The sequence below is a fragment of the Streptomyces sioyaensis genome (genome assembly GCF_004122735.1).
Classification (GTDB): domain Bacteria; phylum Actinomycetota; class Actinomycetes; order Streptomycetales; family Streptomycetaceae; genus Streptomyces; species Streptomyces sioyaensis.
Genome location: NZ_SDIF01000218.1, coordinates 1 through 5980, shown reverse-complemented (window position 1 = coordinate 5980; position 5980 = coordinate 1). Strand labels below are relative to the sequence as shown.

The window sequence follows — 5980 nt, the reverse complement described above, 5'->3', positions numbered from 1 at the left end:
CCGCCTGCCGCATTCGGCCCACCACACCCGCCCACCCCCCTTCGGGGGGTGGGCGGGTGTGGTGGGCCGAATGCGGCAGGCGGAGCCGGCCGCCGGGGGATGTCAGCGGCCCCGGGGTGTTGTCAGTGGCCCCCGGCATGATGGGGACATGCGTGCTGCCCGGCTGATCAAGATGGTATTGCTGCTCCAGGCGCGGCCGTCGATGACGGCCGCCGAGCTGGCGCGCGAGTTGGAGGTCTCCGAGCGTACGGTCGCCCGCGACGTCCTCTCCCTCTCCGAGGCCGGCGTACCGGTCTACGCGGACCGCGGCCGGGCCGGCGGCTACCGCCTCATAGGCGGCTACCGCACCCGCCTCACCGGCCTCGCCCGCAGCGAGGCGGAAGCCCTGTTCCTGTCCGGAGTGCCCACGGCGCTCCGCGAGATGGGCCTCGCGGACGCCGCGTCCGCCGCGCGGCTGAAGGTCTCCGCCGCGCTGCGGCCCGAGCTGCGGGACGCCGCGTCGGGCGCCGCCCAGCGCTTCCACCTCGACGCACCCGCCTGGTATCAGGAGCCCGAAACCCCCGAGCTGCTCCCCGCGATCGCCGATGCGGTCTGGGACGACCGCCGGATCACCGCCCGCTACCTCCGCAAGGACACCGAGGTGGCACGGGAGTTGGAGCCGTACGGCCTCGTGCTGAAGGCGGGGGTCTGGTATCTGGCGGCGCGGGTCGAGGGGGAGTACCGCGTCTACCGGGTCGACCGGTTCACCGCTGTGACGGCCTACGAGGGCGCCGGGGCCACCGCGGCCGCCGGGGCTTCGGACGGCCGGTTCCGCCGGGACGAGTCCTTCGACCTGCCGGCGTTCTGGGCGGAGCGGGCGGCCCAGTTCGCCCGGTCGATCCTCCGCGAGGAGGTGGTGCTGCGGCTCTCCGCGCGCGGAGTGCACCAGCTGCCGTACGTCACCGAACGCGCCGCGGCCCGCGAGGCGATCGCCCGGGCACAGGCGGCGGGCGGCCCCGATGAGCAGGGGCGGCTGACGGTCACCCTGGCCGTGGAGTCCGCCGAGGTCGCCTACGCCCAGCTGCTGTCGCTCGGCCCGGAGGGCGAGCTCCTCCGGCCCGCCGACCTGCGCGAGCGCCTCGCCACGGCGGCCCGGCGGACGGCCGCCCTGTACGACTGACCGGCGGGGTGCGACGAGGGGCTCAGCGGTAGTCCGCGGCGCTGCCGTCCCCGCCGCCGAAGACCACGTCCTCGAAGTAGCCGAAGCAGTCGGGCCGGGAGCCGTCGGTGTCGGTGAAGCCGTACTCCTTCGCCAACTGGCCGCTGGAGAGGGACTGTCCGGTCCACCGCGCCCTGTCCGGGTCGGCGGCCAGCGCCCGTACGCCGCGGGCGATCAGGGCCGGCGATTCGGCGATGGCGAAGTGCGGCTGCTGGGCCACCGCGTCGCGCCAGGTCTCCTCCGTCACCCCGAAGTGGTCCAGCATCTCCTCGGACCGGAGGAAGCCGGGGGTGAGCGAGACGGCCGTGCCGCCGTGTTCCCTGAGCTCGGCGGCGAGACCGAAGGCGATGCGGTGCGGGGCGTTCTTGGTGAGGTCGAAGCAGAGGTTGTCGCGGTAGCGGCGGTTGAAGTCGGCGGTGCCGTCGGTGATCTCGACGACCAGCCCGCCGGGCCGCCGGATCAGCAGCGGCAGCGCGTAATGGCCGGTGATGAGGTGGGAGTCGATGCCCAGGCGGAGCATCCGCAGCCCGCCCGCCAGATCGAGGTCCCACAGCCGGGTGTCGAACTCGATCAGCCGGTCACCGCCCCAGAGGCTGTTGACCAGCACGTCCAGCCGTCCCTGCGCGCGGTCGATCCGCTCGACCAGAGCCTTGACCTGCTCCGGTTCCAGATGGTCGGTGGGCACGGCGATGCCGGTGCCGCCCGCAGCGGTGACCAGCTCTGCGGTCTCCTCGATGGTCTCCGTGGGCCGTCCGACCTCGCTGACCCGCTCCCGCGTCGTCCGCCCCGTGACGTACACCAGGGCACCGGCCCGGCCCAGCTCGACCGCCATCGCCCGGCCCGCGCCCCGGGTCGCCCCGGCGACCAGCGCCACCCGTCCCGCCAGTTCTTTCGTCACCTACGCCACTCCTCGCTGTCAGGTGTCCCGCATCCGTACGACGACCGACCCTGGCAGCGAAACCGGACATCTCCTGTCGGGTATCGGCCCGGGCTCCCGACGGCACCGTGCGGCCCCCTCCCCGCCGGGTCCACCCCTCACGGGCCGAACGCAGGCACGGGCGCCCCGTTCCGCAGCCGCCCGGTGACCGTTGCGGGGGCGGCAGGGCCGGCCGGCGCGGCCAGCGTGTTCTCGTTGCCGGTGGCCCGTACGCCGCCGGTGGCGTCGACGCCGCCGACCTCCCGGCTGCCGGCCGCGAGCAGATACCACCGGCCGGACGCCGCCCGCCAGCGGACCTGACCCACCACGTGCGGCCCGTAGGGGCTGCAGGCGGCGGTGTTCGCGGCCCGCCCGGCGATCCGCCCCGGGTCCGTCGGGCGCACGGCGGGCGGCAGGAACTGGATGCGCACGCTCCCGGGCCCGCGCCAGGTGTCGGCGCGGCTGCACACCCAGGTCGCCCGGCCGGCGCCCTCCGGGAGGCGTTGCTCGGCGAACGCCCAGTCGGTGACGGACCGTACGCCGGCGCCGCGCAGCGACCCGAGCGAACAGGCGGTACGGGCCCAGCTCCGCAGCGCCGGGGCGCCGGTCGCCTCGTGCGGGCCGGCGGCCGGGGTGCCGCCGGACGACGGCGGCGGCACGTAGCGGAGATGGACGGGCACGAGGTCGTTGAGGTCGGCCAGGAGGAAGGTCGCGTCGTCGGCGTGGCCGGCGTTCGCCACGACCCGGGACGAGGGCCGGAACCGGGCGACCGGCCAGCGGCCGCAGCCGCTGCCCGGCATGGGCGGGGCCAGGATCCGGTCGGTGACCCCGTCCGGTGCGACGTGCAGACCGTGCGGCGGGGCGGCCGGCGCCAGCAGATCGCGGGTGGTGACCTCGGAGATCCAGGGCGCGAGCAGATAGCGCATCCAGCCGTTGCCGCGACCGATCACCAGCGCGGCGCCGGTGGTCAGGTCCGCGTCGTCGACCCGTGCGAAGTGCAGGGTGGGCGTGGCGTCTTCGGGCTCGGCGTAGCGCACCAGCCGCTCGCCGTCGTGGAAGACCACCACCATCACCGCGTCGATCAGCCCCGCGTACAGCAGCTGCGGCGGATGGTCCGGCGGCCTGGTGGAGGTGCCCGCGGTCGCGGTGATCCGGGCATCGGCGGGCGGCGCCGCCCAGACCCGCAGGGCCCGCCCCAGCAACTCCTGGTCACCGGCCTGCCGGCCGCGGACGGGCCAGGCGGTGAAGTCCACCCGGGAGGTGTCCGCCCACTGGTCGTTGGGGGTACGCACCAGCCGGGCCGGGTCCAGCGCCTGCTCAGCGGTGGTCTCGCCGCGCGGCGGCCGGTCCCGCACGCCCTGCCACACCCCGGCCGCCGCCGCGCCGAAGGCCACTACGGCCACCAGCGCGGCCACCGCCCGCAACCGCTGCCGGCGGCGCAGCAGATCCGTCGGCCGGGTCTGCACCGTGCAGGGGTCGAACTCCCCCGAGTTCAGCATCGCCCCGGCGCCGGCCCCGGTCTCCCGGTCCAGCTGCTCGGCCGCCCGCTGCGCCGCGTCCGGTGCGGGCGCCCCGGCCTGTTCGAGGACGGTGCGCGCGGCCTCCTCGTCCAGGCCCTCCAGATGCCACAGCCCGAGCGTGGCGCGGACCGACGCGGGGACCGCGGACAGCGCCTGGTCCAGGGCGAGTTCCTCGGCGCCGCCGGCCCGCGGGAACAGCCGCAGCCCCCACACCTGCGGCATGACCGGCAGCCCCCGGCCCGGCCGCCCCTCGTACGCCAGCGCCAGCCGCAGGGCCCGCAGCCGCACCAGGTCGTAGCCGGTCTCGGCCGCCGGGCCGCGCTGGGCCGGCAGCCCGCCGTCGGGCCGGTGCCGCCGGGCCCGCGGCAGTGCCCGCTGGACCAGGGCGTGTGCGGTCAGGACCCGGCGGTGGCGGCCCATCGACGGGGGCAGGACGAGGTAGGCGAGGCGGACGAGCCGTGGATAGTGCTCGACGATGGCCGCCTCGGCCCGTTCGACGTCGGCCCGGGTACGTTCGTCCATGGGCATGGCCTGGAACAGCCCTTCGCAAAATGGCGGATATGCCGTCGTGGGTGGTGCACGCCGTCCAACGAGTGATTCTGGGGGCGGTCACCCGAGGGCGCACCGGGCGGCGCGGAGCGGGCACCGACCCGAACACTGCGTCGCCGATCCGAACATCCCGTCACCGCGGCGGACACCGCGTCACCGATCCGGATAACGACCCCGTCGCATCCGGGGTACTCCGCATGCGGCGGGGCCCGGCAGGGCCGATGCTGGAGCGGTGATGGACGAGACGGAGTTCTGGGAACTGATCGACGGTTCCCGCGAGGCGGCCGAGGGCGACCCCGAAGAGCAGGCCGACGCGCTGGTCGAGAGGCTGCTCGGGCGCGATCCGGAGGCCGTCGTGGACTTCGCCCGTCATTTCGAGGCGCGCTACAACCGGGCGTACTCCTGGGACCTGTGGGCCGCGGCCACGATCCTGCTGGGCGGCGCCAGCGACGACGCCTTCGACTACTTCCGCTGCTGGCTGATCGGCCAGGGCCGGGAGGTCTTCGAGGGCGCGCTGCACGACCCGGACCAGCTCACCGAGCTGCTGGACGACTTCGACGAGGCGGTGGACGGCGACGCCGAGGAGCTGGGCTACGCGGCCGACGAGGCGTACGAGCAGATGACCGGCGGGGTGATGCCCGATCTGGCCCTGCCGGCGCCGCCCCGCGAACCGCTCGGCAGTTACCTCGAATTCGACGACGACCAGGCCCTGGCGGAGCGCTTCCCCGGCCTCTGGGACCGTTTCCGGGCCTGACGTCCGCGTACTCGTGCCGACGCGGCGGGGGCGGGCCCCGGATGCCGCCGCCGGCCCGTGACTGCGGCAGTATGGCCCCATGCGGATCGCGATCACCGGCTCGACCGGACTCATCGGCACGGCGCTCGCCCGGTCCCTGCGTGCGGACGGCCACGACGTCGTCCGGCTCGTCCGGCGTGCCCCCGGGGCGGCCGACGAGGTGCGCTGGGACCCCAAGCGCCAGGAGGTCGACACGGCGGGGCTGGCCGGCTGCGAGGCGGTCGTCCATCTGGCCGGTGCCGGCGTCGGCGACCACCGCTGGACGCGCGCCTACAAGCAGGAGATCCGCGACAGCCGAGTGCTGGGCACCCGGACCCTCGCCGCGGCACTCGCCGCCATGGACACCCCGCCGCGGGTCTTCGTGTCCGGCAGCGCGATCGGCTACTACGGCGACACCGGCGACCGGCGTACGGACGAGAGCGCACCGGCCGGCCACGGGTTCCTGCCGGAGGTCTGCGTGGCGTGGGAGGACGCCGCGAAGCCGGCCCGGGAGGCGGGCATCCGCACCGTCTTCGCCCGCACCGGTCTGGTCGTGGCCCGCTCGGGCGGCGCCTGGGGCCGGTTGTTTCCCGTCTTCCGGCTCGGCCTCGGCGGCCGGTTCGGGGACGGCAGCCAGTACTGGAGCTTCATCTCCCTGGCGGACCACATCGCGGCGCTGCGCCACCTCCTCGACACCGGCGACCTGACCGGGCCGGTCAACCTCACGGCCCCGGAACCGGTGACCAACCGCGAGGCGACCGCCGTGATGGGGCATGTCCTGAACCGCCCCACGCTGTGCACCGTTCCGGCGCCGGTGCTGCGCGCCGCCCTCGGTGAGTTCGCCGGCGATGTGCTGGGCAGTCAGCGGGTCATCCCGCGGCGGCTGCTGGACTCGGGGTTCGCCTTCCGCCACCCGCGGATCATCGACGCGATCCGGGCGGCGTAGGCGTCCGGACGGCGCGGGGCCGACGCCGCCGTCCTGTCCGCGTCACCGTCCTACCCCGTCGCCGCCCGACCCCCCTCAC

General features: G+C 75.3%; 5 protein-coding genes. 3 read left to right on the top strand and 2 right to left on the bottom strand.

What is annotated here, in order from left to right; translation table 11 throughout:
- Positions 1 to 148 precede the first annotated feature (148 nt).
- Positions 149 to 1159 carry a helix-turn-helix transcriptional regulator gene (locus EST54_RS32980; RefSeq protein ID WP_129251356.1) on the top strand — a complete coding sequence of 337 codons (1011 nt, stop codon included), beginning with the start codon at positions 149 to 151 and terminating at the stop codon, positions 1157 to 1159.
- A 22-nt stretch (positions 1160 to 1181) separates the two neighbouring features.
- On the opposite strand, the gene EST54_RS32975 is transcribed toward EST54_RS32980, so the two are convergent.
- Together EST54_RS32975 and EST54_RS32970 are read right to left on the bottom strand one after the other, a co-directional pair.
- Positions 1182 to 2096: an SDR family oxidoreductase gene (locus EST54_RS32975; RefSeq protein ID WP_129251355.1), complete on the bottom strand. Its 915-nt coding sequence runs from the start codon at positions 2094 to 2096 to the stop codon at positions 1182 to 1184.
- 137 nt (positions 2097 to 2233) lie between these two features.
- Positions 2234 to 4156 (bottom strand): hypothetical protein, encoded by a 1923-nt coding sequence (locus EST54_RS32970; protein WP_129251354.1) that lies wholly within the window; start codon positions 4154 to 4156, stop codon positions 2234 to 2236.
- A gap of 262 nt (positions 4157 to 4418) precedes the next feature.
- Here EST54_RS32970 and EST54_RS32965 point away from each other — a divergent pair, with 262 nt between their 5' ends.
- Complete coding sequence (locus tag EST54_RS32965) at positions 4419 to 4937, top strand: DUF4240 domain-containing protein (protein ID WP_129251353.1); 519 nt, start codon at positions 4419 to 4421, stop codon at positions 4935 to 4937.
- Positions 4938 to 5016: 79 nt separating this feature from the next.
- Positions 5017 to 5901, top strand: a complete 885-nt coding sequence (locus EST54_RS32960) for a TIGR01777 family oxidoreductase (RefSeq protein ID WP_129251352.1) — start codon at positions 5017 to 5019, stop codon at positions 5899 to 5901.
- Positions 5902 to 5980 lie beyond the last annotated feature (79 nt).

Bases quoted from the DNA above. Each gene is read 5' to 3' on its own strand.
- EST54_RS32965 (WP_129251353.1), top strand. From the start codon at position 4,419: ATGGACGAGACGGAGTTCTGGGAACTGATCGACGGTTCCCGCGAGGCG.
- EST54_RS32980 (WP_129251356.1), top strand. From the start codon at position 149: ATGCGTGCTGCCCGGCTGATCAAGATGGTATTGCTGCTCCAGGCGCGG.
- EST54_RS32970 (WP_129251354.1), bottom strand. From the start codon at position 4,156: ATGGACGAACGTACCCGGGCCGACGTCGAACGGGCCGAGGCGGCCATC.
- EST54_RS32960 (WP_129251352.1), top strand. From the start codon at position 5,017: ATGCGGATCGCGATCACCGGCTCGACCGGACTCATCGGCACGGCGCTC.